Genomic DNA, 24,036 nt, shown 5'->3' with positions numbered 1-24,036 from the left:
CAAGCCGAAACGGCCCATCCGCAAGCCAGAACGACGGGCACGGGTAAAAGTTTCGGATACGGCATGACGACGCACAAGTTGGCCATCTACGATATGGACCGCACGGTGACCTTCAGCGGCACCTATACCGGCTTCCTGATCCATGTGGCGGGGCATATGGCGCCGTGGCGGCTGGTGCTTTTCCCCTGCGTCATCCTGCTGATGCTGGCCTATGTGGTGAAGCTGATCAGCCGCCAGCGGCTCAAGGAATATAATCAGGCGCTGATGATCGGCTTCAACGTCGAACGCGCGAAACTGATGCCGCATGTCGAAAGCTATGCCGACCGGGTGATGGCGCGCAACCTGCGCGCAGGCGCGGTGGCGCAGATCGCGCAGGACCGGGCCAATGGCTATACGCTGGTGCTCGCCACCGCCTCCTACCGCCTCTATGTCGAGCCGATCGCGCGGCGGCTGGGCTTTGACGCGGTGATCGCCACCGATCATCTGAGCCAGGACCTGCGATATGTCCGCGCCAGAATCGCCGGCGAAAATTGCTACGACACCGGCAAGCTGCGGATGATCAAGGCGTGGATGGCGTCGCAGGCGATCGACCGCGCCCAGGCGCATATCCGGGCCTATTCCGACCATGTGTCCGACGCGCCGATGCTGGAGTTTGCGGATATCCCCTTCGCCTCCAACCCGCACCAGCCGCTGGCCCGACTGGCGGCGGAACGCGGCTGGACGCGGGTGGACTGGAATTAGAGTAGATGAATATGTTTTCCCGCGCAGGCGGGAACCCAGTCCTACCGTAACACATCGGCGCTTCGTCAGAGCTGGGCTCCCGCCCTCGCGGGCGCACGCAGCTTCAATCGGTCAGCCCGTCGATCGCAGCCCAGCCATTCGCACCGATCATGCTGAGCATCACGCTATGCAATCCGCGCACCCCGCCCAACGCCAGCACCGGGGCATCCACCTGCCGCGCCAATGCTGCAAAGCGCACCCGCCCCAATGCGCCAGCACCCGGATGCGATCGGGTCGGGAAGAGGGGCGAAACGAAACATATGTCTGCGCCGGCCCGCCGCGCCGCTACGGCCTCGCGCGCATCATGCACGGCGCGGCTGCGTACTAGCGGCCGGACCGTACGACGCCCGTCCCGCCCATGCGCGCCATCGGCCCGCCACGCCGCCGCATCACGCGCCGCCCCGGCCAGCAGCAGCATAAGCCGTCGCCGCCGCGCGATCGACCGCAGCGCCGCGAACAGCGCGCGCCGCTGCGCCGGTTCAGTCCGGTAATGGCGAAAGACGATGCCGCCGCGCCCCTTGGGCAGGCGCGCGGCCGCCGCCAGCAACGCGGCCGCATCGACCCGCTCGTCGGTCATCAGCCACAGGGCAGGCAGTTTTTTGCGGTGGCGACGATCCATGGCCTTCGCCTATAGCAGCGCGCATGACCACAGACAGCCTAATCGAAGCCGCCCAGCGCCTAGCCACCCTGCGCGACAGCATCGACCGCGCCGCGCGCCTGACGCAGCGGACCGCGGACGACATCAACCTGATCGCGGTATCGAAGACGCACGACGCCGACACGATCCGCCCGCTACTCCATGCCGGGCAACGTGCGTTCGGCGAAAATCGGGTGCAGGAAGCGCAGGAGAAATGGCCCGCGCTGCGCGAAGAATTTTCCGCCGTCAAACTGCATCTCGTCGGCCAGCTTCAATCGAACAAGGCGGCCGATGCGGTCGCGCTGTTCGACGTCATCCACAGCCTCGACCGCTCGTCGCTGCTGACCGCGCTGGCCAAGGCGATGGACGGCGCGAACAGGCGCGTCCCCTGCTTCATTCAGGTCAATATCGGCGCGGAAGAGCAGAAGGGCGGCTGCGCCATTGCCGATCTGCCGGCGCTGATCGCCGCGGCGCGCGCCGCCGACATCCCAGTCCCCGGCCTGATGTGCGTGCCCCCCGCCGATATCGAGGCGGCGCCCTTCTTTGCGCTATTGGCCAAGATCGCGCGGGAGGAGGGGCTGGAACGCCTCTCCATGGGCATGTCGGGCGATTATGAAACCGCGATCATGCTGGGTGCGACGGATATTCGCGTTGGCACCGCGCTCTTCGGGCAAAGGCCCTCTCCCGCCCGTCCGGTTCCGGCGAGCGGGAGAGGGATGCTTAGAAACTCCCGCGCCTAGAAACTCCCGCGCAGGGTGATGCCATAGGTGCGCGGTTCGGCCAGATAGGCGGAGATCAGCTGGTTGGCCATCGGCGCGCCTTGGCCGAACTGGCCGGTGGTCGACGTGCCGGGGCTGCTCGACTGGAGCGGGCTGGAGAAGGCGACCTGGGTATAATTCTGGTTGAAGATATTCTGGCCCCAGAACTCCACCGCCCAGCGCTGGTCCGGCCCACGAATACCGACGCGGGCGTTGACGATGGCATAACCATCCTGCCGCTTTTCGGGGAACAGGTCGGACCCGGTATTATAGTCGCTGGTCAGGCGGCCATCGACGTAAAAGAGCGCCGACAGGCCCGATGCGCCGATGTCCGGGGTCCAGGCCATGCTGGCGGTCGTGACCAGTTGGGGCGCATTGCTGTTGATCGATCCGGGCAACAGGAACAGCGCGGGGTCGAGCGGCACAGCGCCGTTCCCGCTGCCCACCAGCCGGTTGGCGAATTTGGCACGGGCATAGGTCGCGCCGCCCGACACGCGGAAATTGCGCGCCGGGGTGACCGATGCTTCCAGCTCCACGCCCTGGCTGATCAGGCCGGGGCCAACGTCGCCGCTGTCACAGGTCCGCGCAGCGCTGAGCGCGCTGTCGCAGCCATTGATATTCTGCACGACGAAGCTGGTGCCGTTGAACGTGTTCAGCTGGAAATTTTTGAACTCCTGCCGGAAGGCGGCGATGTTCACGCTCCATTTGGGCTGCGCAAATTTCAGGCCGACCTCGAACGAATCCACCTTTTCCGCGGCGAAGCGCAGGCTGGCGACGTCGGCATTGGTGCGCGGCGAAAAGACGGCGGGAATGGCGTTCAGGCCCGTCGATCCCAACTGGAAACGATCCAGATTATAGCCGCCCGCCTTATAACCCTTCGAATAGCTGCCATAGAGCAGCAGTTCGTCGATCGGCTTCCACGACAACACCGCCGTACCGGAAAATTCGCCATCGCTGATCTTGTCATTCAGGTCGAGCGCATTGAGTCCGGTGGACGCATTGCCGAGGCAGCCCAGCGTCAGGATGCCGCCCGCCAGCGTCGATGCGCTGCCCAGCGCCGGATTGGTGGCGATGCCGGGCAGGCCGGACGCCTGCAACGCCGCGCAGGTCGCGTTGTTGTTGTTGAAATCGGACGAGAAGCGCTTGCTTTCATGGGTGTAGCGCAGGCCCAGGGTCAGATCGAGCCGATTGGTGATGTGGACGATATTATGCGTAAAGAGTGCCCAATTCTCGCTCTTCTGGCGATACAGCGACGCGACGTCGCCGGTGCCGGACGGGATCGCCGACAGCGCGCGCAGGCCGTTGCCCAGCCCGGTGGAGATCGCCCCGGCCTGCGCCGCCGCGATCGCTGCCGGCACGCCACGCGCGATCAGCGCGGCGGTCAGCCCGGCGTTCAGGTTCGCCTGCGTCCCGCTGATGAGCGGCTGGGTGGCGAGGCCGCTGCCACAGGCGGCGAGTTGCGGCGCGGTGAAATTGCTGTTCACGCTCGCCCCCGCCATCAGGCGACAGGCCGCAAAGCGCCCATAGTCCGCGCCGAAGCGGATATTGTCCTGCAACGTCAGCCGTTCATTGGCGTAATAGCCGCCGACCAGCCAGTCGAGCTTATCGGCGAAGGCCGACCCTTGCAGCCGCAATTCCTGCGTGAAGGTCTTGAACTGGCGATAGGTGTTGGGATCGCGGTAGAGAAGATCGGCGCGATTATAGTCATAATCGCCATAGTCGCGGGATTTATAATCGCGATAGGCGGTGATGCTGGTCAGCTTGGCGCCGCCGAAATCATAATTGATCTCGCCCGAAACGCCCCAATCCTTGAGCTTGCTGACATAGTCGCGGCCCGGCGTGGTGGCGAGTTCGCGATCATAGGGATCAGCCGGAATGACGCTGCCCTGGCCGGCCAGGATCGCGGCGATGCGATTGAACGGCGCGTCGGTATAGCCGCCGCCGGCTGCGGGTCGCCGCTCGCGCGATTCGATATAGGCCGCGCCGCAGCAGCTTTCGTCGCGATTGGTGTAATCGCCGATCAGCCGGATGGAGAGCGCGTCATTGGGTTCGATCAGCGCCTGGCCGCGCACGAAATAGCGGTCACGGTCATTGGTGTCGCCGACGGTTGCGCCCGTGCCATCGACCAGCTTGTAAAAGCCGTCGCGCTTGGACCAGACGCCATCCAGGCTGAGCGCGATGCCATCGGCGATCGGCCCGGTGACGCGGCCCGACAAGCGCCAATAATCATAATTGCCATAGGTGATCTCACCCTTGGCATGGAAGGTGTTTTCCGGCGCCTTGCTGATGATATTGATGAGGCCCGCCGACGCATTGCGGCCGAACAGCGTGCCCTGCGGCCCGCGCAGCACCTCGACCCGCTCGATCTCGCCCAGTTCGTTGAGGCCCGACCCGGTGCGCGAGCGATAGACGCCGTCGATGAACACCGCGACCGAGCTTTCCAGCCCCGGATTATCGCCCACCGTACCAATGCCGCGGATACGCGCCGACGCATTGGCTTCGGACCCGGTGGAGGACACGAGCAGGGAAGGGGCCAACTGGTTCAGCGTGCGGATATCGCTCGCGCCGCTATTCTGCATGGCGGCCGCGCCCACGGCCGACACCGCGATCGGCACGTCGGACAAGGGGCTGGCACGGCGGGTGGCGGTAACGATGATGTTGGCGCCCATATCGTCGGCGACTGGTTGCGGCGCTACGCCGTCCTGCGTTCCATCCTGTGCTTGCGCGGCGGATACGCCCGCGACCGCACTCATGGCCAGCGCGACGATGGCGGCAGATGCCCAGAGACTCTTGTCTGTCATGATTGGCTAATCCTCTCCTGGTCCGCGCGACTTTTCGCCGCGTCGGAACTGTGGGTGATTATGCGGCCACAGCAGGGCGAAGGCAATAGAGCCCAGCTTTTCTGCGCCTTTTGGCACAGCTGACGGCCGAATGATCCGGCTCTGTTGCCTATAGGCAACGGCTTAACATCTGCTTTCCGTAACGTCGCCTTACGATAAGGGAAAGCGCAATAATCGGTCCGCGACCGGCACCAGAGCGGCCGCTCCCGGCCCCACGGCGCGGCGAATCTCTCCATGACCGGCATCCAGTCCCCCTGTCAGCGCGCCCAGCGCAGGCAGGATCAGCTTGGTCGCCGACCCCACGAAGCATCGCCGCGACACATGCCGACCGCGCAGCGAGAGGCGTAGCTTGGGGTGGAAGTGGCCGGATATTTCGGGGCGCGGATCGTCCGCCTCCGCCTCATGCCGCAACCAGATCCCCTCGACCTGCGCCTCTGCCACCCGTTTTCCGCCGGGCATGGTCGCGACACCGACGTCATGATTGCCGGTAATCCAGGTCCAGTCCAGCCTTTCCGTAAGGGAAAATAATCGATCCCTGGCCCGCGGGTCCAGCCGGGTGGCGCCATCGGCGTCATGGAAGCTGTCGCCCAGCGACCAGACCGCCTGCGCCCCGGTGCGCGCCACCAGCGCCTCGATCACGTCCAGCGTTGCTTCGCTGTCATGCGGCGGCAAGAACTGGCCGAAGCGGGCATACCAGCTCGCCTTTTCGAAATGCAGGTCGGCTACCAGCAGCGCCCGCTGCGCCGGCCAGTAAAGCGCGGCCTCGGGCAGGGCCATGAAGGCATGACCTGCGAACGAAAGGGGAACCATCGCCCGGCTATGCGCCTCAACGCCCCGGCTTTCAAGAGGGCGCGCAAACGCCTATAGGCCCTGGCCATGTCCGCTACCCCGCCCGCTTATACCGTCGCCGCCCTCTATTGTTTCGCCCGCTTTCCCGACCCGGATGCGATCGCCGTCGACCTGCGCGCCCGCTGCGCCGATCTGGGCACGCGCGGCACGCTGATCCTGGCGGGGGAGGGGATCAATGGCACCGTCGCGGGTGATGCCAATGCCGTCGCCGCGCTGGTCGCCCATATCCGCGCCCTGCCGGGCTGCGCCGACGTCGATGTCAAATATTCCTGGGCCGACGCCGCGCCCTTCGCCCGGATGAAGGTGAAGGTGAAGGCGGAAATCGTGACGCTGGGCGTGGGCGATCTCGACCCGGCGAGCCAGGCTGGCACCCATCTCGACCCTGTCGAATGGAACGCGCTGATCGCCGATCCCGACACGGTCGTCATCGACACGCGCAACGCCTATGAGGTGGCGGTCGGCACGTTCGAGGGCGCAATCGACCCGGAAACCCGGTCCTTCCGCGAATTTCCCGACTGGTTCGACGCCTTCGCCGCCGACCTGAAAGCACAGGGCCGCGCACCCAAAATTGCGATGTTCTGCACCGGCGGCATACGCTGCGAAAAATCCACCGCCCTGGTCAAAGCGCGCGGCTTTGACGACGTCTATCATCTCAAGGGCGGGATATTGCGCTATCTTGAGGAAATGCCGGAGGCCGACAGCCGCTGGCAGGGCGACTGTTATGTGTTCGACGAACGGGTTGCCGTCGGCCATGGGCTAAAGGTCGGCGACTATGTCACCTGCAAGGACTGTGGCCTGCCATATTTGCGCGATGGCGCGCATGATTGCGCCGGTGACGAGACCGGTGTTTGGCCGCACCGGGGGTAGAATCTCAGCGTGTTCCCGCGCAGGCGGGAACCCAGTTCAGACGGTGGGACTGGGTTCCCGCCTGCGCGGGAACACGCTGGATTGATGCTTCAACCGTCAGTCTCCACCAGTTCCGCTATCTCGAAATCATAGCGTTTCCACCCGCGCATCTTCGCCCCGTCTGCGGCGGCGGCACGCTTTTTCTTCGCTTCGGCCAGCGATCGGACATGGCCCCAGAACACCTCGGTCTTGCCATTGTCCAGCACCGCGACGATCCGCCAATAATGGGTGAAGGGATCAGCCGTCGGCCCGATCGTCTTGACATAGCCGTCCGCCATCGTGGCGGTCAGAGTGCGTTTCCGGCGGGCCATGGTCAGGCCCGATAGCGATGCAGGCCCGCGCCATGCGCCCGCAGCCACGCCCGCGCGGGACGCGGGTCCGCGCCATAGATGCGCGCATGGGCGGCATGAAAGGCGGGGCTGTGGTCCATGTGCAGCAGATGCGCCAGTTCATGCGCCACGGTGGCGCGGCGCACCTCCGGCGGGGCCAGGATCAGCCGCCAGCTATAGCGGATGGCCCCGGACGACGCGCAACTACCCCAGCGGCTGCGGGTATCGCCCACGCCGACCGACGCGACGATCAGGCCATGCTCGCGCGCCAGGAGCTGGCTTTCGGTTTCCAGCACCGCTTTGGCGCGGTTGACGAGCCAGCGCTGCACCCGCGCGCCCACCGATTCCGCCGCGCCGCCCAACAGCAGTCGGTCGCCTTCCAGCCGGATCGTGCGGGTCGCGCCCGCGACCCAGTGGATCGTCACCTCGCGCCCCTCCAGCGGGAAGACCGCGCCATGGTCCAGCCGCGTGATGGCGGGCTGCTTCGCCATTTGGGCGCGCACCCAGCCTTCATGATCCTGCGCCCAGCCCAGCGCCTTTTTCAGGTTCGCGCGCGTCGGCAGCGACAGGCGCAGCGCGCCGCGCGCACTGTCGATCGTCAGCCGATAGGCCCGCGCTCGCGCCGACCGGCGCACCAGCACCGGCATCGCCACGCCGTCGATCAGGATCGCCGCGTCTGGATCAGAGTTCGCGGTCGACAAGATGATTTTCCCAATCGCCCGCATCGGCCTCCGCAATGGTCCAGCCGCGCACCGATTCCTGCGCGCGATGCACCGCTTCCCGGTCGCCGCAGATCAGATAATGCCAATCGGGCAGCGGCAGCCCCTCTTCGCGCAGCCGATAGGCGCATGTCCTGGGCAGCCAGCCGATCTGCCTGACCTTCGCCGGGGTCAGCCGCACGCAATCGGGCACGAATTTGCGCCGATCCTTGTAATTGCTGCATTGTCCGCTCTGCCGGTCGAGCAGGCGGCAGGCGACGTTGGTCGGATAGATCCGCCCCGTCTCCTCATCCTCGGCCTTGTGCAGGCAGCATTTGCCGCAGCCGTCGCACAGCGCTTCCCACTCGACCTTGTCGAGCTTGTCGAGCGGCTTTTCCCAAAAGTTCGTCACTTGACCCATTTTTCCAGGAACGCCAGCACCTTGTCCGGCGCGCCTTCGTCCACGTCCGCCGTGGCGGGATCGTCCACCGGCACCAGTGCCACCGGCTTGCCCTCGCCGTCGAACAGATAGGGGGTGCGGCTGTGACTGACCATATAGTCGCTCGCTCCCCCAGCCTTTCCAGACCCCTCTTCAGCATTGTAGATCACCACGAAATCCTTAGCGACCTTGGCGATCTGGTCTTTCGTGCCAGTGAGGCCGATCAGCCGGGGGTGGAAGGCGGCGACATAGGGTTTCAGTACCGCGGGCGTATCACGCTGCGGATCGACGCTGATCAGCATCGGCTGTACCTTGGCGGCCAGCGCCGGCCTGGTCTTTTCGAACTTCGCGAACCCCTGCATGATCTTTTGCAGGTCTACCGGGCACACATCCGGGCAATAGGTATAGCCGAAATAGACCAGTCGATACTGGCCTTTATAATCGTCCCAACGGGTCGGCTTGCCGTCCTGATTGGTCAAAGTGAAGGGCGCGCCGATCCGCGCGCCGATCAATTCGCCCTGTTCGCTGTCGCCGCTTGATGCGTTACCGCCCGCCCCCATATTGCAGGCAGCCAGCAGGGCGAGGAAGGGCAAGGCGATGGACTGCAGGAGTGGGGGCGCGACGTCTTTGTTCATGGCATGGCCAGCCATGCCCTGCTAGGACGCGATTTGCAAATGCAACGGGGCGCCAAGATGAAGACGAAGCTTATTTCCGTACTACTGGGTTCGATGGCGCTGGCGCTGCTGGCACCCGGCCCCGCGCAGGCGCAATTTTCGGACAGTTACAACTTCCTGAAGGCGGTGAAGGACAAGGATGGGGAGAAGGTCACCGACCTGATCCAGAAGCCCGGCTCCACCGTCATCAACAGCCGCGACGTGTCCACCGGCGAAAATGCGCTGCATATCATCGTTGCCCGGCGCGATGCGACCTGGCTGACTTTCCTGCTGGCCAAGGGCGCCAATCCGAACCTGACCGACAATGACGGCAACACCCCGCTGATGGATGCGGTGCAGGGCCGGTTCGAGGAAGGCGCGCGCACGCTGCTCGCTTACAAGGCGCAGGTCGACAAGGTGAACGACAGCGGTGAAACTCCGCTAATCCGCGCCGTGCAGCTGCGCGACGTCGGTCTGGTCCGCCTGCTGGTGGCGCAGGGCGCGAATCCCGAAAAGCGTGACACCATGGCCGGCATGTCCGCCCGCGACTATGCCAAGCGCGACGGCCGCACGCCGGGCCTCACCGAAGCGCTCGACGCCGCCAAGCCCGCCGCCGCGCCCAAGGGTCCGGTGCAGGGACCGGTGTTTTAATCAACGCTGCTTGACGACTTACCAACCCAGTTCCGTAACATGGTCCGGGTCGCTGAGCGCCGTCAACCGCCGGGCGGCGCGGCGGGCGAAGCGGAGCGTTTCCGCCTTGCGCCGCGCCGCCGCCAGCGGCTCCACCGGGGCGGGACGCACCAGTTCAGCGTCATATTGGTCCGCGACGATCAGGCCGGTGCGCGTCGGCCACAACGCTTCGCTCTCGAACGGGCTAAGGTCGAACCCGGCCGGCACCGCCCAGAAGAAGCGGTCGCAATAATCGAAATAGTCGGGCCATTTCATGTCGCCCAGCAAATCCGCCCGGCTGCACTTGATCTCCACGATGGTCAGCCGCCCGGCGCAGTCGATCGCCATGATGTCGGCGCGGCGTCCATTGGGCAGCGGCACTTCCAATATCCCGCTCATGTCGTGGCGGAAGAACAAGCGCAGCGTGCCCCGCGCCACCGCCAAAGCGGTGCCGTCGGTCAGCGGCGAACAGGTATCGATAGGGGCGCTACTCATCCTGTCATCTTAGAACAAGACAGGAACAAATGAAAAGGCCGATTCGGATGAACCAAACCGGCCTGAAAGTCTCGCCAAAGCGAACCGGCGCGTTCCCCGCGCCCGACCTCAACGATAGAAGATATGATTGTCGATCATCGCCAGCTTGGCCTTGCCCCAGCCCGGCGATACGCGGCGAGCGTGGAAGAAGAGCGCGCCTTCTGCGCGGCTGTCCCAGCTATCGTTCATCGCGATCTGGGCGATGGCGACGGCTTCGCGCCAGCTGCGGCTGTCGGCGCGCACGGCCGGGATCGCATGGCCGCGCACGAAGCTGAACTGGCTCGGCTGGTAGACGACGCCGCACAGGCTGTCGGCGAAGCGGCCGGACTTGGCGCGGTTGATGATGACGCGCGCGACGGCCAGCTGGCCTTCCAGGCTTTCGCCCTTGGATTCGAAATAGACCGCACCGGCCAGGCAATGCATGTCGCCGTCCAGCTCCTCAGGCGCGCCTTGGGCGTCGACCAGAGCAGCGAGGCTGGTTGCCTGCGCGTCGGAATCAGAAGAAAAATCGGGGTCGGCCTTATTGGCCGATGCCAGCGGCTGCGTAATTTCACGCGGCGCGGCGAAAATGACGGCGGATTGCGCGCCAGTCGGGGACGTTTGCGGAAACGTCTGGGGGAGAGAGGTGGCTGTGGCGATCGATTCGCCTGCGATCGACATGTCGGACGCCGTGACCGCAGCAGCGGCGGACAGGGCAAAGGCTGCGGCGATGGCAGCTTTTAGACGAAAACTCATTATTACTCAAAAACATGCGGTTATTGGCCAGAAACGTCGTTTTCAACGCATATTCTATGACGTTCGGCCGCCCCCCGTCTGCGTGTTTACCGGCCCCGCCCCCCAATGGGCGAATTCGGCAACCTGCGCGTTGGCGTGGGGGGCCTGTGCCGAAACCATTGCGATGAGTCAACGATCGCAGAGTGTTTCCACGGCAAACCGTTCCGCTTCCGCGATGTCGAGTTCGATTATCCACAGGTCAGGGTCCGACCTGCGCCGGCGCGCCACATAGTTGGCAAGCGCTTCTGGCCCCTCTTCGACCGAAGGACCACAGCGCATTAACGCATGACCCCCGGCAAAGTTCGACACGCGCTCGAAAAGACCTGATTCGCGTCCTTTTTTTTGCGTCTGGACCAGAATCACACCGCTGATCTCGTCGCCCTTGACCAGGATCGTGGCAAAACCGCCAGCCGCCGCGACCCGCCGCCGCAACGCGCCCACCAGCATCGCGCTGGTGAGCCGGGCCTCAGCGGCCATAGCCGGGCAGCGAAGAGAGCGGAAATTGCGATCGCATGAAGGTGCCGGTGCCACGCCCAACCTCTTCGCCGTCCGCATCGATCAGGCTCGCTTCGGCGACATAGACCCGGCGCTTGCCGCTGATCCAGCGGCCCTCGGCGCGAATCCGGCCCGGCGCGATCGGCCGGGTGAAGAGCAGGTTGAAGGCGGTGGTCAGCAGGAAGCGATCGCTGACCAGGCTGTTGGCGGCATAGAAGGCCGCATCGTCCAGCATCTTGAAATAGACCGTGCCATGCACCGCGCCCGCGGCGTGGAACTGGCTTTCATCGACATCGAAGTCGATCACCGACCGGCCCGGTTCACTGATCGTCAGGTCGGACCGGAACAGCCGATTGATCGGCGCGGAGCGGTAGAGATTCTCCAGCGCGCGGAAATGCGCGGTTTCGCCGCTCGCGCCGGCACCGGGCGTCGTCTCAGGCAGCGTCACGCGCCTCGCCGCCCGCCAGCAGCGCATGGAGCGCACCGGTCGACTGTGCGCCGCGCAGCCGGGTGACCTGACCTTCATCGCGCAGATAGCGGGACACCCGCGCCAATGTCTTCAAATGCTCCGCGCCGCTATCGACCGGCGACAGCAGGGCGAAGACGACATCCACCGGCGCGTCGTCCACTGCGTCGAACGGCACCGCCGGGTCAAGCAGCACGACCACGCCGCACATTTTCGACAGGCCCGCAATCTTGGCATGGGGAATGGCGACGCCGCCGCCAAAGCCGGTCGACCCCAGCCGCTCCCGCTCGAACAAGGCATCACCGACCTCATCGGCGTCCAGATCATAGGCGCAGGCCGCCAGCGCGGCGATCTTCTGGAATAATTGCTTCTTGCCGTTGGCCGAAAGGCCCGTCGCGAGCGCTTCGGCCGAAACGATGTCGTTGAAATGAACCATGGTCAATCCGAAACGGCCGAGCCGCGCGGCACAGTCTTCGCGCTTTCCTCGGACAATGAAAGCCCGGCCCCATAAGCCGCCCGCACCATCAGGTCAACAGGCGGCCGGGGCCGGGCGCAGGATCAACCGCGTGGATCGACCCAGCCACCACCCGTGGCGTCAGCCACGGGGTTCTACCCAACCACCACCCGTGGCATCAGCCACGGGGTTCTACCCAACCAATGGTGCCGTCATGCCGACGATAGACCATATTATAGGCCGATGTCCCGGCATTGAGGAACAGCAGCGCATTGGTATTGCGCAGATCCAGCATCATCACCGCGTCCGACACGCTGGCTTCTGGAATGTCGACACGGGTTTCCGCCACGATCAGCGGCGCGTCGGCGGCGTCTTCCTCATCCTCCATGTTGCTGGCAAAGATGGTGTAGCCAGCGCCGTCGATATCATCGACGCTATAGCCGTTGGTCCGCTGCGCTTCCGCGGCGGCCGCCTGGCTGCTGCGGTCCTTGAGGCGGCGCATGTAGCGGCGCAGCTGCTTTTCGATCCGTTCGGAAGCCTGATCGAAAGCGGGGTGCGCCTCCTGCGCTTCGCCGGCCCCCTTCAGGATCAGGCCGGTCATGACATGGCACACGATATCGCAGTGGAACGCGCCATGGGGCGCCTTGCGAAAAGTCACCTGGGCGGAAATCGTGCGGGAGAAATATTTCTCGGCCATGGCCTCCAAACGGTCGGTGACATGGCTCTTAAGTGCCTCACCCGTCTCGACCTGATGCCCGGAAATGCGAATGTCCATATATCTTCTCCTTGTTCTTGCCGGATCGCCAGGACGACGGTCCGGTTGGTCTGGAGCCATGGGGACCGGTCAACGACCGGCTTGTCTCAGGCCTCCTCCAGCCAGAGCGGCTTGGTAAGCGTTGCGATGAACGCGCCATGCCGCTCCAGCTCCTGCGCGCTGGCTGTAAAGACGCGCGCAGGACGAACAGGGCGAACCACGGCGCCAGCCGACAGTTCCACCCCGACGATCTCTTTATCCTCCTCCTGTGCAAGACCCAGGCCGATCTGACGGCCGCCGGTCAGTTCGATATAAAGCTGCGCCAGCAATTCAGCGTCGAGCAGCGCGCCATGCTTGACGCGATGGCTGCGATCGATGCCGTATCGGGTGCAGAGCGCGTCCAGGCTATGCTTGGCACCAGGATGCAACGTGCGGGCGATCGCCACCGTGTCGATCATCCGGTCGAGCGATACGTCGGGATGGCCGCACCGCCGCAATTCATGATTGAGGAATCCGAAGTCGAACCGCGCATTATGCGCGACCAGTGGGCTATCCTCCAGAAAGGCGAGCAGGTCCGCTGCGCCCGTGTGGAACAGCGGTTTGTCCGACAGGAAATGGGTCGACAGGCCATGCACCGCCTCAGCAGCGCTGGGCATGTCGCGCTGCGGATTATAATAAGCGTGGAAAGTGCGACCGGATGGCACCCGGTTGATCAGTTCGATGCAGCCGATCTCGACCATCCTGTCGCCGGATGCCGGATCGAATCCTGTCGTTTCGGTATCGAAAATGATCTCGCGCATCGCCCTCTTCGTTTCGACTCTGTGGGCCAACCCTTATCGACCTGTCTGCGCGCCAAGGCAAGCGACCAGACGGCGCACCTGCGCGCGGGTGTCGGTAAAGGTTGTGCCGGTGTGGATGATGTGGTCCGCCCGAAGTCGCTTTTGCGCATCGGGGGTTTGCAGATGGACGATCTGGCGGAATTTCGCCGCGGTCATGCCGGGTCGGGCCAGCACGCGCTTGCGCTGTTTCCACGCTGGGGCGGTGACGACGATCACACCGTCCAGCCGCCTGTGGCCATGGGTTTCGAACAATAAAGGAATGTCGAGGATCACGAAGTTGCGCGACCGGTGCCGACGCAGGAACAGCCGCCGCGCCGACTGCACCGCCGGATGGACGATCGCTTCCAGCGCCCGGCGTTCCTGCGGATGGCCGAACACCGCCGCACCCAGCTTCGCCCGGTCCACGCCCTTTGGCCCGGTGGTGCCGGGAAAGCGCGCCTCGATCGCGGGGAGCAGCGCGCCGCCCGGTCCCTGCAAGTGATGCACCTGCGCGTCGGCGTCGAACACAGGCACGCCCTCACGCCGCAGCATCGCCGCGACCGCCGACTTGCCCATGCCGATCGATCCGGTCAGGCCATAGACTTTCATCAGTCGGCGGCGAGCAGCAGCGCGCGCAATTCCGCGTCCAGGTCGCGCGGCGCTTGCGCGTCGAAGAAAATGTCGAACGCCAGCGCCGCCTGGCCGATCAGCATTTCCAGGCCATCGAGCGTCTTGAGGCCCCGCGCCTTCGCAGCCTTGAGCAGTCCGGTGTCGAGCGGCGCATAGACGATGTCATAGACGGTCGCATTGTCCGCCAACGGGGCAAGGTCCAGGTCCAGCACCGGCTGAGCGATCATGCCGAGCGATGTCGAATTGACCAGAAGGTCGGCGGCCGGCAGCGCGTCGCCCAGCCCGATCGCCCGGCCGGGCGTGCCGCTGCGGTTCAGCAGCGCCTGCGCCTTGGCCACGTCGCGCGCCATGATGGTGATGTCGGGCACGCCCAGGCTGGACAGCGCGAACAGGATGGCGCGCGCCGCGCCGCCCGATCCGACGATGACGGCGCTCTGCCCCTTCCACTTGTCGCGCAGCAGCGGCTGAAGGAAGCCGCCCGCATCGGTATTGGTGCCGATCAGCGGCCCGCCGGTTTCGCTGGCGATGGTGTTGACCGCACCAATCCGCTCGCGCACGCCGCCCGGATCGTCAACATAGTCCATCACCGCGATCTTGTGCGGAATGGTGACATTGCAGCCCAGCCAGTCGGGATCGCTCCGCCGCATCAGGAAATAGGCGGCCAGCCCCTGCGGCGTCACATGGGTCTTCTTATATTCCGCCTCGATATCCAGCGCGTTCAGCCAGAAATTATGGATCAGGGGCGATTTGCTGTGGTCGATCGGATCACCGATCACTTCGGCATAGGGGAGGGCGTCGCTCATGCCGCCAAAACGCCGCGCACGCGCAGAAAGTCAAGCAGCGGCAGCAGCGGCAGACCCTGAATCGCAAATTGACTGCCCTCGACCTTGCTGAACAATTGCGCGCCCGGCCCCTCGATCCGGTAGCAGCCCACGCACCAGCGAAGGTTGTCCCAGTCCGCATCGAGATAGGCGGCGATGAAGGCGTCGGACAAGGGCCGCACCGTCATCCGCACCCGTTCGACATGGCGCCAGATCGGCTCGCCGTTCAGCACGATCACCGCCGCGCTATGAAGATGATGCACCCGGCCGGACAACAGCTTCAATATCCGTGCCGCATCGGCGCGATCGACCGCCTTGTCGACCATCTCCCCGCGATCGTCGCCATCGCCGATACTCAGCGTTTGATCGCAGCCCAGCACCAGCGCGCCCGGCACCCGGCGCGACACTTTGAGCGCCTTCAACTCCGCCAGCGCATCGGCCAGCGCGCGCGCGTCCAGCCCGTCGGCGCGTAGCGCGTCCTTGGCGGCCTCCTCATCGACGCCGGGCGAGAGGGTTTCGAACGGCACCTGCGCCGCCGACAGCATCGCCTTGCGGCTCGCGCTCTGCGACGCGAGGACGATCATGCCCAAAACCTCATAAAGCGTCGCCCTCCGCCAGTTCGCGGTCGTTGAACAGGTTGATGATCGCCGCGGCGGCCTCCTCGATCGACCGCCTTGTCATGTCGATCACCGGCCAGCCATTGTCAGCGAACATGCGCCGCGCGAAGGCCAGTTCCTCCTGCACCTTCTCATTATCGACATAGGCGGTTTCGGGTGCCTGGTTGAGCGAGAGCAGCCGGTTGCGGCGGATCTGGATCAACCGTTCGGGGCTGACGGTCAGGCCCACGACCATGGGATGCTTGAGGCTATAGAGATTGCGCGGTGGCGGGGATTCAGGAACGAGCGGGATATTGGCGGTCTTGTAGCCGCGATTGGCGAGATAGATCGACGTCGGCGTCTTGGACGCGCGCGACACGCCCGCCAGCACGATGTCGGCCTCCTCCCAATTTTCATGCCCCACGCCATCGTCATGCGCGATGGTGAACTGGATCGCCTCGATCCGGGCGAAATAGGCTTCGTCCAATATATGTTTGCGCCCAGGCCGGGTACGCGTTTCCTGCCCCAATATGTTGGACAGGGCGTCCGCCACGCTGTCGAGCGCCGCGACATGGGGCAGGCCGAGCGCGCGGCAGCGCGTCTCCAGTCGCTTGCGCAAGGGGTGATTGGTCAGGGTGAAGAGGACGAGGCCGGGATTGGCGCTGATCTCCTCCATGATCCGGTCGAGATGGACATCGGACCGCACCATCGGCCAGAAATGCCGGATCGCCTCCACATTTTCAAACAGGCCGATCGCCGCCTTGGCGATATTCTCCAGCGTTTCGCCGGTGGAGTCAGACAGGAGATGGAGATGGATGCGCGCCATGGGCATATCTCTGTGGGCAGGCTGTGGATAAAGCAAGGGATGAAATAGGGGATAAAAACCCGCCTTTCCGCCATCCCCGGAGCCGGGAATCTTATCCACATGCCCCCAACAGACCCATAATTTCATCCACAGCCTGTGGATAGCGTGGATGACCATGGTGACTCGGACGGCAAAGCGCGGCGTCCCTGAGTCAAGCTGTTGGCAAATCCGGGCGCAACGCATAAACCCCGCTGCCAACCGCCCTACTATCTCCATCATCCCTTTTGAATCTTAATATAAGAGAGACTATAGATGAGCCCCGACGCGCCGAGCGACCGTCCCGACCAGTCGCTCCTCAAGCCGCTCATGGCCGTCCTCAAGGGCGAACGTCCCGCCGTCCCGCCGCTGTGGCTGATGCGCCAGGCGGGCCGCTATCTGCCCGAATATCGCGCGCTGCGGGCGGACAAGGGCGGGTTCCTCGAACTCGTCTATGACAGCCCTGCCGCCGCTGAAGTGACGCTCCAGCCGCTTCGCCGCTTCGGCTTCGATGGCGCGATCCTCTTTTCCGATATTCTAATCGTCCCCTATGCCATGGGGCAGGATTTATGGTTCGAAGCTGGAGAAGGCCCGCGCCTCGCCCCGATCCTGGCCGAGACCGACCTGTCGGCGCTGACACCCGATTTTAGCCGCTTCGAGGCGGTCTACGAGACGGTGCGGCAGGTGAAGGCGGCGCTGGACCCTTCGGTCACCTTCCTGGGCTTTGCGGGCAGTCCCTGGACCGTTGCGACCTATATGGTGGCGGGGCAGGGCAGCAAGGACCATGGCCTTGCCCGCCGCATGGCCTATAACGAGCCCGATCGCTTCGCCGCGCTGATCGACGCCATCGTCGATGCAACCGTCACTTACCTTTGCGGCCAGATCGACGCCGGCGTCGAAGCCGTCCAACTGTTCGACAGCTGGGCCGGCAGCCTGTCGCCGCTGCAATTCCAGCGCTGGGTGATCGAACCCAATAAGCGGATCGTCGCGCGCTTGAAGGCGCTGCACCCCGCCATTCCCATCATCGGTTTCCCCAAGGGCGCGGGCGCGAAGCTCGCCGACTATGCCGCGCAGACCGGCGTCGATGCGGTCGGCGTCGATGAAACCATCGATCCACACTGGGCGAACCAGGCGTTGCCGCAAGGTATGCCGGTCCAGGGCAATCTCGATCCACTGGCGCTGATCGCGGGCGGCCGCGCGGTGGAGGAGGCGGTCGACAAGATCCGTGCCGCCTTCGCTGATCGGCCGCATATCATGAATCTGGGCCATGGCATTTTGCCCGATACCCCCATTGCGCATGTCGAAGCGCTCATTAGCTATGTGCGAGGAGCATGAATCCGCTTAAGGGAGTTTCCGTCTGATGGCCTATCTTGGCGCTGCCTATCTCTGGGTGAAGGCCGCCCATGTCATCTTCGTCATCTTCCTGATGGCGGGGCTGTTCATGATGCCGCGCTTCTTCGTCTATCATCAGGAAACCGCCCCAGGATCGCCTGAGGATCGCAAATGGATCGAGCGGGAAGCGCGGCTGCTCAAGATCATCCTCAATCCCTCGCTGGTCCTGGTCTGGCTATTCGGCCTGATGCTGATGGTGGAGATCGGTGCGTGGAGCTTCGGCTGGTTTCACCTGAAACTCCTCTTCGTCCTCGCCCTGTCGGGCTATCATGGCTGGATTGCGGGCTATACGAAGAAGCTGGCGCGGGGCCTTCGCCCGCTTGGCGACAAGCAGTTGCGGATGATGAACGAAATCCCCGGAATCGCCGCCGCTGTCATCGTCATCGCGGTGATCGTGAAGCCTTTTTGACGAGGATGTAGGACGATGAATCCGCCCAAACTCTGGTTCGGCAAGAAGCGTATCGGCTGGGGCTATGGCCCGCGGACGTGGGAGGGCTGGGCGGTGATCGGCCTGTTTATCGCCGCCTGCATCCTTTGGCGACGACTGGTCTGACTATCCGGCCGGATCGACCGCGATATTGTCGATCAGACGGGTCTTGCCCAGTTTTGCCGCGCCCAGCAGCCGCGCCGGCCGATCCAGCACCGTCATCGGTGCGAGCGTCGCTGCGTCGCACAGCGTGACATAATCGATCGGGTCGAAGCCATGCGCTGCCAGCGTCGCAATCGCCTTGGCCAGCGCCCCTTCGACCGGCTCGCCCTTCTCGATCTGCCGCTTCGCTTCACCCAAGGCGCGGGGCAGGGCCAATGCCGCCTTGCGCTCCTCTTCGCTGAGATATGCGTTGCGGGAAGAGAGGGCGAGGCCGTCCTCGGCCCGCTGGGTCGGCATCCCGATGATCTCGATGCCCAGATTAAGGTCGATCACCATGCGACGGATCACCGCCAGTTGTTGATAATCCTTTTCACCAAAGATCGCGATATCGGGCCGCACCTGGTTGAACAGCTTGGCGACGACGGTCGATACCCCGTCGAAATGCCCCGGCCGGGCTGCGCCGTCCAGCCCTTCGCTCACGCCCGACACGCCGATATTGGTGGCATAGCCGGCCGGATACATGACATCGACCGGCGGCATCCAGAGGATATCCACGCCGGCCGCGGCCAGCATCTGCGTATCCTTCGCCTCGCGCCGCGGATAGGCGTCCAGATCCTCGTTGGGACCAAACTGACGGGGATTGACGAAGATCGATACGACCACATGCCGCCCGTGCCGCCGCGCTTCTTCCACCAACGCCATATGCCCGTCATGCAGCGCGCCCATGGTGGGCACCAATACCAGCGGCTTTCCATCGCTTTTCAGCGCATCGACGGCGGCACGAAGGGCGGGCAGGTCACGCAGCGTTTGCACGGAAGGAACGGCTCCGATAAGGGCGACAGGATAGGGGTGTCCTGCTAGGCTCGCGCCGGCGCGACCGTCAACACACATTGCGACAATCAACGGGGTTATCTGGGGCCAATGGCGAATCCGCAGCCGCATCTCATCGTCTTCGCCAATGAAAAGGGCGGCACCGGCAAGTCGACCACGGCGGTCCATACCGCCATCGCCTTGAGCGCGCTGGGTCATCGCGTCGGCATGATCGACCTCGATCCGCGCCAGCGCACCGTCACCCGCTATATGGAAAACCGGCTCGATACCGCGCGTCGGCGCAGTATCGAATTGCCCACGCCTGATTTCGCCGTCTTTACCGGCGACAGCATCGCCGCGCTGGACGATCAGGTCGTGACCCTGGCGGCGGACAAGGATTTTCTGGTCGTGGATACGCCGGGCCGCGACGATGTCTTTGCCCGCCATCTGGCGCCCCATGCCAACACGCTGGTCACGCCGATGAACGACAGTTTCGTCGATTTCGACCTGATCGGTCAGGTCGACCCGGAAACCTTCAAGGTGCGCCGCCTGTCCTTCTATTCCGAACTCATCTTCGAAGCGCGCAAGACGCGGGCGAAGGTCGATGGCGTGGCGATCGATTGGGTGGTGCTGCGCAACCGCGTCCAGCATCATGACGCGCGCAACAAGAAGCGGGTCGGCGACGCGCTGATGGAACTGTCCCGCCGGGTCGGCTTCCGCGTGATACCCGGCCTGTCGGAGCGCGTGATCTTCCGCGAACTCTTCCCCTCCGGCCTCACCCTGCTCGACAAGGGGCATCTGGGTGAATTGGGGGTCAGCCATATCGCCGCGCGCCAGGAATTGCGCGAGATGGTGTCGGGCCTGGCCCTGCCGACGCGCGATGGCGTGGCGTCGATGGACATGCTCGGCGCGGCCTGATGGGCGTGCTGTCACTCCTCATCGCAGCGCTTGCGATCTGGCTGATCTGGACGGGAAAGCTGCAACGCATGACGGCAAAAGATGGCATGGCATTGGGCGTGGCGCTGGTGGGCGCGGTGCTGGCGGCCAAGGGCAAGCCGGTGATCGGCGCGCCGCTGTTGATCGGCGCGGCCCTGTTCTTCGCCAAACAGGGCAATAGGAAAGCAAAAGGTCGCAAGCGCCCCACCGCTCCTGTTGCGCCGCCGCCTGCCGATGACGTCGCCAGGGCGCGCGCGCTGCTGGGCGTAGCGCCCGATGCCGACGCCGGCACCATCCGCGCCGCCCATCGTCGCCTGATCGCCTCGGTCCATCCCGACAAGGGCGGGACGGAGGCGCTCGCCGCCCAGATCAACGCCGCGCGCGACCTGCTGCTCGACGACCAGACGCAGCTTTGACCCACCGGTTCGATCCCACGCTGCTGCGCGACTATGATCTGCGCGGCAGGGTGGGCGATACGCTACACGCGGCTGACGCCTGGGCGCTGGGGCGCAGCTTCGGCACGATCGTCGCCCGCGCCGGGGGCCGACGTATCGCGGTCGGCTATGACGGTCGGCTGAGTTCGCCGATGCTGGAAAGCGCGCTGGTCGATGGATTGACCGCCACCGGGATCGATGTGCTGCGCGTCGGCCTTGGCCCGACGCCGATGCTATATCATGCCGAAGCGACCGGCGATGTGGATGGCGGCATCCAGATAACCGGCAGCCACAATCCCGGCGACCAGAATGGCTTCAAGCTGGTCCACCGTCATGCCCCCTTTTTCGGGGACGATATCCAGCGTCTGGGCGTCATGGCCGCGGCGGGCGACTGGGAACAGGGCACGGGCGCGGCCGAAACGGCCGATGTCATGGCCGCCTATGTCGCGCGCCTGATGCATGGGTTCGACGGCCCGGCCTGTCGCATCGGCTGGGATGCGGGCAATGGTGCCGCTGGACCTGTGGTGGAGCGCCTGACGCAACTGCTCCCCGGTGAGCATCATCTGCTCTTCACCGATATAGACGGCCATTTTCCCAACCATCATCCCGATCCTTCCCAGGAACGGAATCTGGCCGACCTGCGCGCGCTCGTCCTCGCCAAGCAACTCGATTTCGGTGTGGCTTTCGATGGCGACGGCGACCGGATCGGCGTGATCGACGGGCTGGGCCGGACGATCGCGGGCGATCAGCTGCTCGGACTCTTCGCGCAGGTCGTGCTTGAAAAGCGGCCTGGCGCGCGAATCGTCGCGGATGTGAAGGCCAGCCAGACCGTCTTCGATCGCATCGCGATGCTGGGCGGACGACCCGAGATGTGGAAGACTGGCCATAGCCATATCAAGTCCAGAATGAAGCAGATTGGCAGCCCGCTGGGCGGCGAAACCACCGGGCATCTCTTCTTCGCCGACGATTATCCCGGCTATGACGACGGTCTTTACGCCGCCGTCCGGCTGATCCGTGCGGTGGGGTCGCTGGGAACGAGCCTGACCGCGCTGCATGACGCGATGCCGACCAGCATCATCACCCCCGAATGGCGCTTCCCGGTGGCCGAAGCCCGCAAGTTCGCGGTGATTGCAGATATCCTCGCCCGGTTGCAGGCCGCGGGCGCCGATATAAGCGCCATCGATGGCGCGCGGGTGCGAACCGTCGATGGCTGGTGGTTGCTGCGAGCGTCCAATACCGAGGCGGCGTTGGTGGCGCGCGCCGAATCGGCCGACGAGGCGGGACTGGCGCGCCTAATTGCGCAAATGGATGCGCAACTGGCCGATTCGGGCATCATCCGGGTAGTATCGGCCTGAAAAACGCCTGTATCCCTCTTATACTTTGGTATCGTTAATCCGTTTTCTCTCGCTACTTTCCCTTACGGAAAGCATAGCTCCAGATAACGATTGCAGGAAACGCAATCGTCCCTCCATGTTTCGCATTTGCGACACTCTGCGCTGCACCGCAAAAGGAACTCGCCTTTCAGGCATCCTCTCCTAAAACTTCAAGGCCGTCCTTCGGGGCGGCTTTTTTTTCGTCTTGATCCGGTCGCCGTCCTGCCCTGTTGCCGTAGCGTTTTGCCATGCTGCATGCGCCTATAGCCGCGGAAATGCGATGAATCGGGCGATCCGCTCACTGGAATTTAACCACAATCCTGATAATCGGGCTGCGTCCAAACAGCCGGTCGGGCGTTCGAACGCCACCGATCAAGGCCAATATCATGTCCAGTAGAGGATCTGCCATGTTGCTTCGCGGTCGCCATTTCTCCGCTCTTTTCCTGACCGGCGCCATATTGGCGTCCGCGACCCCGGCCTTTGCCGGCGGCTTCTACCTGCAGGAACAATCGCCCAAGGAAACCGGACGCGCCCTGTCCGGCGGCGCGGCAGCCGGGGATGATCCGTCCACAATCTATTTCAATCCAGCCGCGATGACGCAGTTGTCGGGCATCCAGACCTCGGTCGGCGGCGTCGCGCTGATGGCGTCGGCGCACCAGACCAATCGCGGTTCGCGCCGCAGCATCCCCGGCTCGACCCTGTCGGTCCCTGTCGGCGGCAATGACGGCGGCAATCCGTTCGAAAGCGTCATCCCCATCCCCAGCTTCTACGCCAGCGCGCAGGTCAGCGACCGGCTCTGGGTCGGCCTGGGCGTCAATGCGCCCTTCGGCCTGAAGCTGGAATATGATGACGGCTTCTTCGGCCGCTATGACTCGCTCTACACCGACCTCAAAACCTATAATATCCAGCCTTCGGCCGCCTATAAGCTGAGCGACAATCTGTCGATCGGCGGCGGCGTCGACGTGCAATATGTGAAGGCGACGCTGACCAACGCCCTGCCGCAGCTCTCGCCCTTGGTCACGACGGATGGCTTCGCCAGCCTGAAGGGCGACGACTGGTCGATCGGCTGGAATGCGGGCCTGTTCTACACCACCGGTGACACCAATTGGGGCGTCCATTATCGCTCCGGCGTCAGCCACACGCTGGCCGGCACGCAGATCGTGTCGGGCCTGGTCGGGCCGGTCGCCGCGGGCAATGGCGAATTTGCTGCCACCGCGCCGCTGGAATTGCCCGATATCGTCACCGTCTCCATGATGCACAAGCTGACGCCGCAACTGCGCGCGATGGTTACCGGCAAATGGTATAATTGGTCGAAGTTCAAGGGAATTGCCGTCACTTCCGCCGCGGGCACGACGAACAAGGAACTGGACTACCGGGATAGCTATTCGGTCAGCGTCGGCGGCGAATATGATGTCAGCCCGGCCTTCACCGTGCGCGCCGGCACTATGTTCGACCGTTCGCCGACCAATCCGCAGCATCTGACCACCCGTGTCCCCGATGGCGACCGCGTCTGGCTGACCGGCGGCGCGACCTGGAACATGTCGGACGCCTTCGCGCTGAACCTCAGCTACGCCCATACCTTCGTGGAAAAGGCGAATATCATCCGCCCGGACAGCTATTTCCCCTCGCCCGCCACCGTCACAGCGACGACGCTGGCGCAAACCAGCGGCAATGCGGATCAGGTTGCGGCATCCGCGACGCTGCGCTTCTAACCGTCACCAAACATCCCTATAGAGGCTTTGTAGCTTACGGAGCCTCTAT

Annotated in this window: 30 protein-coding genes; 11 read left to right on the top strand and 19 right to left on the bottom strand. The window is 64.4% G+C overall.

Annotated elements, in window-relative coordinates; translation table 11 throughout:
• Positions 1-63: 63 nt before the first annotated feature.
• A complete protein-coding gene (locus HHL08_RS16815) occupies positions 64-741 on the top strand; it encodes an HAD family hydrolase (RefSeq protein WP_268932725.1) in 678 nt (225 codons plus the stop codon).
• A gap of 103 nt (positions 742-844) precedes the next feature.
• On the opposite strand, the gene HHL08_RS16810 is transcribed toward HHL08_RS16815, so the two are convergent.
• Positions 845-1,399 (bottom strand): thiamine phosphate synthase, encoded by a 555-nt coding sequence (locus HHL08_RS16810; protein ID WP_169574221.1) that lies wholly within the window; start codon positions 1,397-1,399, stop codon positions 845-847.
• Positions 1,400-1,422: 23 nt separating this feature from the next.
• Here HHL08_RS16810 and HHL08_RS16805 point away from each other — a divergent pair, with 23 nt between their 5' ends.
• Complete coding sequence (locus HHL08_RS16805) at positions 1,423-2,157, top strand: YggS family pyridoxal phosphate-dependent enzyme (protein ID WP_169574220.1); 735 nt, start codon at positions 1,423-1,425, stop codon at positions 2,155-2,157.
• Here the strand turns inward: HHL08_RS16805 and HHL08_RS16800 are convergent.
• A complete protein-coding gene (locus HHL08_RS16800; RefSeq protein ID WP_169574219.1) occupies positions 2,154-4,976 on the bottom strand; it encodes a TonB-dependent receptor in 2,823 nt (940 codons plus the stop codon). The genes HHL08_RS16805 and HHL08_RS16800 overlap by 4 nt on opposite strands.
• Before the next feature lie 189 nt (positions 4,977-5,165).
• On the bottom strand, positions 5,166-5,825 hold the full coding sequence (gene pdeM / locus HHL08_RS16795) for a ligase-associated DNA damage response endonuclease PdeM (RefSeq protein WP_169574218.1): 660 nt from the start codon (positions 5,823-5,825) through the stop codon (positions 5,166-5,168).
• Between the two features lie 66 nt (positions 5,826-5,891).
• Here pdeM and trhO point away from each other — a divergent pair, with 66 nt between their 5' ends.
• Complete coding sequence (gene trhO, locus HHL08_RS16790) at positions 5,892-6,731, top strand: oxygen-dependent tRNA uridine(34) hydroxylase TrhO (protein ID WP_169574217.1); 840 nt, start codon at positions 5,892-5,894, stop codon at positions 6,729-6,731.
• An 89-nt stretch (positions 6,732-6,820) separates the two neighbouring features.
• Here trhO and HHL08_RS16785 read toward each other — a convergent pair whose 3' ends face one another.
• Genes HHL08_RS16785 through HHL08_RS16770 form a run of 4 tightly spaced genes read right to left on the bottom strand, consistent with a single transcriptional unit; the run spans position 6,821 to position 8,886 of the window.
• The gene (locus HHL08_RS16785; protein ID WP_169574216.1) at positions 6,821-7,081 is read right to left on the bottom strand and encodes a hypothetical protein; all 261 of its coding nucleotides are present in this window, start codon (positions 7,079-7,081) and stop codon (positions 6,821-6,823) included.
• Between the two features lie 2 nt (positions 7,082-7,083).
• Complete coding sequence (locus tag HHL08_RS16780; protein ID WP_206377933.1) at positions 7,084-7,824, bottom strand: M48 family metallopeptidase; 741 nt, start codon at positions 7,822-7,824, stop codon at positions 7,084-7,086.
• The gene (locus HHL08_RS16775; RefSeq protein WP_169574214.1) at positions 7,781-8,218 is read right to left on the bottom strand and encodes a YcgN family cysteine cluster protein; all 438 of its coding nucleotides are present in this window, start codon (positions 8,216-8,218) and stop codon (positions 7,781-7,783) included. The genes HHL08_RS16780 and HHL08_RS16775 overlap by 44 nt, the downstream gene beginning before the upstream one ends.
• Complete coding sequence (locus HHL08_RS16770) at positions 8,206-8,886, bottom strand: SCO family protein (protein WP_169574213.1); 681 nt, start codon at positions 8,884-8,886, stop codon at positions 8,206-8,208. The genes HHL08_RS16775 and HHL08_RS16770 overlap by 13 nt, the downstream gene beginning before the upstream one ends.
• 42 nt (positions 8,887-8,928) lie before the next feature.
• Here HHL08_RS16770 and HHL08_RS16765 point away from each other — a divergent pair, with 42 nt between their 5' ends.
• A complete protein-coding gene (locus HHL08_RS16765; RefSeq protein ID WP_169574212.1) occupies positions 8,929-9,540 on the top strand; it encodes an ankyrin repeat domain-containing protein in 612 nt (203 codons plus the stop codon).
• 18 nt (positions 9,541-9,558) lie between these two features.
• On the opposite strand, the gene HHL08_RS16760 is transcribed toward HHL08_RS16765, so the two are convergent.
• The 11 genes from HHL08_RS16760 to HHL08_RS16710 form a co-directional block, all read right to left on the bottom strand.
• Positions 9,559-10,053, bottom strand: coding sequence for an MmcB family DNA repair protein (locus HHL08_RS16760; protein ID WP_169574211.1), 495 nt, complete (start codon positions 10,051-10,053; stop codon positions 9,559-9,561).
• A 108-nt stretch (positions 10,054-10,161) separates the two neighbouring features.
• A complete protein-coding gene (locus HHL08_RS16755) occupies positions 10,162-10,827 on the bottom strand; it encodes a cell wall hydrolase (protein WP_169574210.1) in 666 nt (221 codons plus the stop codon).
• 168 nt (positions 10,828-10,995) lie between these two features.
• A complete protein-coding gene (locus tag HHL08_RS16750; protein WP_169574209.1) occupies positions 10,996-11,343 on the bottom strand; it encodes a DUF1491 family protein in 348 nt (115 codons plus the stop codon).
• Positions 11,333-11,836: a PaaI family thioesterase gene (locus HHL08_RS16745; protein WP_169574208.1), complete on the bottom strand. Its 504-nt coding sequence runs from the start codon at positions 11,834-11,836 to the stop codon at positions 11,333-11,335. The genes HHL08_RS16750 and HHL08_RS16745 overlap by 11 nt, the downstream gene beginning before the upstream one ends.
• Positions 11,796-12,263 (bottom strand): PTS sugar transporter subunit IIA, encoded by a 468-nt coding sequence (locus HHL08_RS16740; protein ID WP_169574207.1) that lies wholly within the window; start codon positions 12,261-12,263, stop codon positions 11,796-11,798. Before HHL08_RS16740 ends, HHL08_RS16745 begins: the two co-directional genes overlap by 41 nt.
• A 196-nt stretch (positions 12,264-12,459) precedes the next feature.
• A complete protein-coding gene (hpf, locus tag HHL08_RS16735; RefSeq protein ID WP_169574206.1) occupies positions 12,460-13,056 on the bottom strand; it encodes a ribosome hibernation-promoting factor, HPF/YfiA family in 597 nt (198 codons plus the stop codon).
• An 86-nt stretch (positions 13,057-13,142) separates the two neighbouring features.
• A complete protein-coding gene (gene dnaQ / locus HHL08_RS16730; RefSeq protein WP_169574205.1) occupies positions 13,143-13,835 on the bottom strand; it encodes a DNA polymerase III subunit epsilon in 693 nt (230 codons plus the stop codon).
• 33 nt (positions 13,836-13,868) lie between these two features.
• The gene (coaE, locus tag HHL08_RS16725) at positions 13,869-14,462 is read right to left on the bottom strand and encodes a dephospho-CoA kinase (protein ID WP_169574204.1); all 594 of its coding nucleotides are present in this window, start codon (positions 14,460-14,462) and stop codon (positions 13,869-13,871) included.
• Complete coding sequence (aroE, locus tag HHL08_RS16720; RefSeq protein ID WP_169574203.1) at positions 14,462-15,286, bottom strand: shikimate dehydrogenase; 825 nt, start codon at positions 15,284-15,286, stop codon at positions 14,462-14,464. Before aroE ends, coaE begins: the two co-directional genes overlap by 1 nt.
• On the bottom strand, positions 15,283-15,888 hold the full coding sequence (locus HHL08_RS16715; protein WP_169574202.1) for a Maf family protein: 606 nt from the start codon (positions 15,886-15,888) through the stop codon (positions 15,283-15,285). The genes aroE and HHL08_RS16715 overlap by 4 nt, the downstream gene beginning before the upstream one ends.
• 10 nt (positions 15,889-15,898) lie before the next feature.
• Positions 15,899-16,726: a pyruvate, water dikinase regulatory protein gene (locus HHL08_RS16710; RefSeq protein ID WP_169574201.1), complete on the bottom strand. Its 828-nt coding sequence runs from the start codon at positions 16,724-16,726 to the stop codon at positions 15,899-15,901.
• A 291-nt stretch (positions 16,727-17,017) separates the two neighbouring features.
• Between HHL08_RS16710 and hemE the strand changes: the two genes are divergently transcribed.
• Genes hemE through HHL08_RS25970 form a run of 3 tightly spaced genes read left to right on the top strand, consistent with a single transcriptional unit; the run spans position 17,018 to position 18,686 of the window.
• The gene (gene hemE / locus HHL08_RS16705) at positions 17,018-18,076 is read left to right on the top strand and encodes a uroporphyrinogen decarboxylase (protein WP_169574200.1); all 1,059 of its coding nucleotides are present in this window, start codon (positions 17,018-17,020) and stop codon (positions 18,074-18,076) included.
• Between the two features lie 25 nt (positions 18,077-18,101).
• A complete protein-coding gene (locus tag HHL08_RS16700) occupies positions 18,102-18,542 on the top strand; it encodes a CopD family protein (RefSeq protein WP_169574199.1) in 441 nt (146 codons plus the stop codon).
• Between the two features lie 15 nt (positions 18,543-18,557).
• Complete coding sequence (locus HHL08_RS25970; protein WP_268932724.1) at positions 18,558-18,686, top strand: hypothetical protein; 129 nt, start codon at positions 18,558-18,560, stop codon at positions 18,684-18,686.
• Here the strand turns inward: HHL08_RS25970 and panC are convergent, their stop codons facing one another.
• Positions 18,687-19,535, bottom strand: coding sequence for a pantoate--beta-alanine ligase (gene panC, locus HHL08_RS16695; RefSeq protein WP_169574198.1), 849 nt, complete (start codon positions 19,533-19,535; stop codon positions 18,687-18,689).
• Between the two features lie 108 nt (positions 19,536-19,643).
• Between panC and HHL08_RS16690 the strand changes: the two genes are divergently transcribed.
• The 4 genes from HHL08_RS16690 to HHL08_RS16675 all read left to right on the top strand — a co-directional run bounded on the left by HHL08_RS16690 (position 19,644) and on the right by HHL08_RS16675 (position 23,987).
• A complete protein-coding gene (locus tag HHL08_RS16690; protein WP_169574197.1) occupies positions 19,644-20,450 on the top strand; it encodes a division plane positioning ATPase MipZ in 807 nt (268 codons plus the stop codon).
• Positions 20,450-20,884 carry a J domain-containing protein gene (locus tag HHL08_RS16685; RefSeq protein ID WP_169574196.1) on the top strand — a complete coding sequence of 145 codons (435 nt, stop codon included), beginning with the start codon at positions 20,450-20,452 and terminating at the stop codon, positions 20,882-20,884. The genes HHL08_RS16690 and HHL08_RS16685 overlap by 1 nt, the downstream gene beginning before the upstream one ends.
• Entirely contained in the window at positions 20,881-22,257 is a 1,377-nt protein-coding gene (gene pgmG / locus HHL08_RS16680) for a phosphoglucomutase/phosphomannomutase PgmG (protein WP_169574195.1), read from the top strand. Before HHL08_RS16685 ends, pgmG begins: the two co-directional genes overlap by 4 nt.
• Before the next feature lie 425 nt (positions 22,258-22,682).
• Complete coding sequence (locus HHL08_RS16675) at positions 22,683-23,987, top strand: OmpP1/FadL family transporter (RefSeq protein ID WP_169574194.1); 1,305 nt, start codon at positions 22,683-22,685, stop codon at positions 23,985-23,987.
• Positions 23,988-24,036 lie beyond the last annotated feature (49 nt).

The organism is Sphingobium psychrophilum (assembly GCF_012927105.1).
Lineage (GTDB): Bacteria > Pseudomonadota > Alphaproteobacteria > Sphingomonadales > Sphingomonadaceae > Sphingobium > Sphingobium psychrophilum.
This window is presented reverse-complemented; position numbering and strand designations above follow the sequence as displayed.

Bases quoted from the DNA above. Each gene is read 5' to 3' on its own strand.
- HHL08_RS16815 (WP_268932725.1), top strand. From the start codon at position 64: ATGACGACGCACAAGTTGGCCATCTACGATATGGACCGCACGGTGACC.
- HHL08_RS16810 (WP_169574221.1), bottom strand. From the start codon at position 1,399: ATGGATCGTCGCCACCGCAAAAAACTGCCTGCCCTGTGGCTGATGACC.
- HHL08_RS16805 (WP_169574220.1), top strand. From the start codon at position 1,423: ATGACCACAGACAGCCTAATCGAAGCCGCCCAGCGCCTAGCCACCCTG.
- HHL08_RS16800 (WP_169574219.1), bottom strand. From the start codon at position 4,976: ATGACAGACAAGAGTCTCTGGGCATCTGCCGCCATCGTCGCGCTGGCC.
- pdeM (WP_169574218.1), bottom strand. From the start codon at position 5,825: ATGGTTCCCCTTTCGTTCGCAGGTCATGCCTTCATGGCCCTGCCCGAG.
- trhO (WP_169574217.1), top strand. From the start codon at position 5,892: ATGTCCGCTACCCCGCCCGCTTATACCGTCGCCGCCCTCTATTGTTTC.
- HHL08_RS16785 (WP_169574216.1), bottom strand. From the start codon at position 7,081: ATGGCCCGCCGGAAACGCACTCTGACCGCCACGATGGCGGACGGCTAT.
- HHL08_RS16780 (WP_206377933.1), bottom strand. From the start codon at position 7,824: ATGCGGGCGATTGGGAAAATCATCTTGTCGACCGCGAACTCTGATCCA.
- HHL08_RS16775 (WP_169574214.1), bottom strand. From the start codon at position 8,218: ATGGGTCAAGTGACGAACTTTTGGGAAAAGCCGCTCGACAAGCTCGAC.
- HHL08_RS16770 (WP_169574213.1), bottom strand. From the start codon at position 8,886: ATGGCTGGCCATGCCATGAACAAAGACGTCGCGCCCCCACTCCTGCAG.
- HHL08_RS16765 (WP_169574212.1), top strand. From the start codon at position 8,929: ATGAAGACGAAGCTTATTTCCGTACTACTGGGTTCGATGGCGCTGGCG.
- HHL08_RS16760 (WP_169574211.1), bottom strand. From the start codon at position 10,053: ATGAGTAGCGCCCCTATCGATACCTGTTCGCCGCTGACCGACGGCACC.
- HHL08_RS16755 (WP_169574210.1), bottom strand. From the start codon at position 10,827: ATGAGTTTTCGTCTAAAAGCTGCCATCGCCGCAGCCTTTGCCCTGTCC.
- HHL08_RS16750 (WP_169574209.1), bottom strand. From the start codon at position 11,343: ATGGCCGCTGAGGCCCGGCTCACCAGCGCGATGCTGGTGGGCGCGTTG.
- HHL08_RS16745 (WP_169574208.1), bottom strand. From the start codon at position 11,836: ATGCGCTGCTGGCGGGCGGCGAGGCGCGTGACGCTGCCTGAGACGACG.
- HHL08_RS16740 (WP_169574207.1), bottom strand. From the start codon at position 12,263: ATGGTTCATTTCAACGACATCGTTTCGGCCGAAGCGCTCGCGACGGGC.
- hpf (WP_169574206.1), bottom strand. From the start codon at position 13,056: ATGGACATTCGCATTTCCGGGCATCAGGTCGAGACGGGTGAGGCACTT.
- dnaQ (WP_169574205.1), bottom strand. From the start codon at position 13,835: ATGCGCGAGATCATTTTCGATACCGAAACGACAGGATTCGATCCGGCA.
- coaE (WP_169574204.1), bottom strand. From the start codon at position 14,462: ATGAAAGTCTATGGCCTGACCGGATCGATCGGCATGGGCAAGTCGGCG.
- aroE (WP_169574203.1), bottom strand. From the start codon at position 15,286: ATGAGCGACGCCCTCCCCTATGCCGAAGTGATCGGTGATCCGATCGAC.
- HHL08_RS16715 (WP_169574202.1), bottom strand. From the start codon at position 15,888: ATGATCGTCCTCGCGTCGCAGAGCGCGAGCCGCAAGGCGATGCTGTCG.
- HHL08_RS16710 (WP_169574201.1), bottom strand. From the start codon at position 16,726: ATGGCGCGCATCCATCTCCATCTCCTGTCTGACTCCACCGGCGAAACG.
- hemE (WP_169574200.1), top strand. From the start codon at position 17,018: ATGAGCCCCGACGCGCCGAGCGACCGTCCCGACCAGTCGCTCCTCAAG.
- HHL08_RS16700 (WP_169574199.1), top strand. From the start codon at position 18,102: ATGGCCTATCTTGGCGCTGCCTATCTCTGGGTGAAGGCCGCCCATGTC.
- HHL08_RS25970 (WP_268932724.1), top strand. From the start codon at position 18,558: ATGAATCCGCCCAAACTCTGGTTCGGCAAGAAGCGTATCGGCTGGGGC.
- HHL08_RS16690 (WP_169574197.1), top strand. From the start codon at position 19,644: ATGGCGAATCCGCAGCCGCATCTCATCGTCTTCGCCAATGAAAAGGGC.
- HHL08_RS16685 (WP_169574196.1), top strand. From the start codon at position 20,450: ATGGGCGTGCTGTCACTCCTCATCGCAGCGCTTGCGATCTGGCTGATC.
- HHL08_RS16675 (WP_169574194.1), top strand. From the start codon at position 22,683: ATGTTGCTTCGCGGTCGCCATTTCTCCGCTCTTTTCCTGACCGGCGCC.